The organism is Chamaesiphon sp. OTE_75_metabat_556 (assembly GCF_031378165.1).
Taxonomy (GTDB): Bacteria; Cyanobacteriota; Cyanobacteriia; order Cyanobacteriales; family Chamaesiphonaceae; genus Chamaesiphon.
This window is the reverse complement of the sequence record NZ_JANNDR010000543.1, coordinates 1-2,089: the sequence shown is the minus strand read 5'-3', so window position 1 is coordinate 2,089 and position 2,089 is coordinate 1. Positions and strand designations below refer to the sequence as shown.

Annotated in this window: 2 pseudogenes; both read left to right on the top strand. The window is 44.6% G+C overall.

Annotated features, from left to right (window positions below):
- Positions 1-139 precede the first annotated feature (139 nt).
- A pseudogene (locus RMO27_RS21405) lies at positions 140-712 on the top strand (phage integrase N-terminal SAM-like domain-containing protein).
- 466 nt (positions 713-1,178) lie between these two features.
- A pseudogene (locus RMO27_RS21400) lies at positions 1,179-2,089 on the top strand (heavy metal translocating P-type ATPase); the annotation flags it as partial.

The window sequence follows — 2,089 nt, the reverse complement described above, 5'->3', positions numbered from 1 at the left end:
GTTAGCCCGATAATTATCCGCCTAATCCTCTAAATTGGGTATTTAGGCTGACAAGATTCAGTCTAAATCCCATTGCTTTAGATGAGTATATTTTCCTGACATTTTGTAATACTCTTTCAAGTGATCGTGCCCCAATGGTATGGAACAACCTACCCCGCTCAAACTATTAGATCGGGTTCGACAAGCTATTCGGCTCAAGCGTTATTCATACCGTACCGAGCAAACCTACGTAAATTGGATCGTACGTTATATATTATTTCATAATAAGCGACACCCTAGAGAAATGGGTGTGACAGAAGTTGAAGCATTTCTTAGCCATCTAGCTGTAGTAGATAATGTTGCGGCTTCAACCCAAAATCAGGCTTTGAGTGCCTTATTATTTTTGTACAAATTCGTTCTAGAACAAGAGCTAACATCTGTCGATGCACTTCGAGCATAGAAGTCTCACTACTTGCCGACAGTCTTAACCAAAGAAGAAGTCCAAGCTATCATTCAGCGATTATCTGGCGAACATAAATTACTAGTCCAGTTACTGTACGGTACTGGATTGCGATTAACCGAAGTACTGAGCCTACGCATCAAAGATCTAGACTTTTCTCAGCAGCATCGCACGGTGCAAGAATTATTGGGGCACAAAGATGTCAAGACAACGATGATTTATACTCACGTTCTCAATCGTGGTAGTAAAGGGGTCAGAAGTCCTTTGGATTAGTTGCGATCGAACTAGTAAGTGTTAGCAGATCGAGCAAGTATTCTGCGATCGATCTGCGCTAACTCATGGTCTACACAACACGACTGTTCTAAAGATCTCAAATGGGTTCTATAGCGATCGCAGTAACATAAAATAACGTCTCCAGAGTAAAATGCAGAATTTTGTAACTAATTCTGTATTTTTTATGCTTGCTTGCTTTTGCTTAAATTCAAGCTTTTCCGATCTGCTCATAAGTTCCTCAGATTGTTTTCTTATAGTCAAACTGGGTATGGAAGGATTCTGGCATCGATCCAGTAATTAGCATCGCGCTCATTCCTGGTGCTGACAGTGGTTTTGTCGTTGACGTAGGCTACGATCGGCGATCGCACAATGCTAGTGACAATCCAATGTAAATCGACGATCGGGGATACCCTGAAGTCTATTGCAATCTATCCAGGACATCACAGCAAACCAGGAGGATCGATCGATGAAACACGACCACCGTCAACACGAACAACACCAACCCGATCTGGGACATGCTGGGCACCAGGAACACGAACGACCACCTCAAAGAAATCAGCCCGACCCACATCGCAACCATAATGGTCATGGTCAGCAGCCCAATAATGCTGGACACGATAAACACGCTGGACACAGCCCAGAGATTTTCAAACGACGCTTCTTTATCTGCTTGGTGCTAACGCTACCCATACTTTACTTTGAGCCAATGTTTCAAACTTGGTTTAATTACCAAGCGATCCAGTTTTCAGGTGCAGAGTGGGTGATTCCCATTTTCTCAACGATTATTTATTTCTATGGTGGCTGGGTTTTCCTGAAGGGAGCGTGGTTTGAACTCCAGAGTAAAATCGGGATGATGACTCTAGTTGCTCTAGCAATCACCGTGGCATTTGTCTACAGTGTGGCAGTGACTTTCGGATTGAAAGGAGATTCTTTCTACTGGGAATCGGCAACCTTGGTCGATATCATGTTGCTCGGTCATTGGATGGAAATGGCTTCGGTGCAAGGAGCCAGCAATGCCCTAGGAGAGCTGGCAAAATTAGTGCCTTCTGTCGCTCACCAGCAGGCGAATGGGCGGAGTGAAGATGTCCAAGTCAGTACATTAGTTGAGGGCGATCTAATTCTAATTCGTCCTGGCGAACAAGTGCCGATCGATGGTGAGATCGTCGAGGGTACTTCCAATGTCAATGAATCTTTTCTAACTGGGGAGTCGCGCCCAGTGGTCAAAAGAGCCAAGAACGAAGCGATCGCCGGAGCGGTTAATGGTGAAGGTGCGCTGACAATTAAGGTTACTCGTACCGGAGATAACACCACCTTGAGCCAGATTATGCGGATGGTTGAGGAAGCGCAGACATCTAAAAGTAAATTTCAATCACTAGC